The 428-nt window shown below is 49.5% G+C and carries 1 protein-coding gene; it reads right to left on the bottom strand.

Annotated features, from left to right (window positions below):
- Positions 1-97: 97 nt before the first annotated feature.
- On the bottom strand, positions 98-428 hold a 331-nt coding region (locus ACNFOC_RS55485; RefSeq protein ID WP_416966457.1), incomplete at its 5' end, for a glucose PTS transporter subunit IIA.

Raw genomic sequence — 428 nt, 5'->3', positions numbered from 1 at the left:
ACACCCAGCAGCATGAGAGCGATGAATTGATTTTGCCGCCGCTGGCGGAAGCATAAAAAATGGCGCCGATGGGCGCCATTTTTCACTGCGGCAAGAATTACTTCTTGATGCGGATAACCGGGGTTTCACCCACGGTTACGCTACCGGACAGTTTGATCAGTTCTTTGATTTCGTCCATGTTGGAGATAACAACCGGAGTCAGGGTAGACTTGGCTTTCTCTTCCAGTAGCGGCAGATCAAATTCAATGACAGTATCGCCAACTTTCACGCGCTGACCTTCTTCAGCAATACGCTTGAAGCCTTCGCCTTTCAGTTCAACGGTGTCGATACCGAAGTGGACGAACAGTTCAACGCCGCTATCAGATTCGATAGAGAACGCGTGATTGGTTTCAAAGATTTTACCAATGGTACCGTCTACAGGCGCGACC

Source organism: Streptomyces colwelliae, assembly GCF_048158785.1.
GTDB lineage: Bacteria > Actinomycetota > Actinomycetes > Streptomycetales > Streptomycetaceae > Streptomyces.
This window is presented reverse-complemented; position numbering and strand designations above follow the sequence as displayed.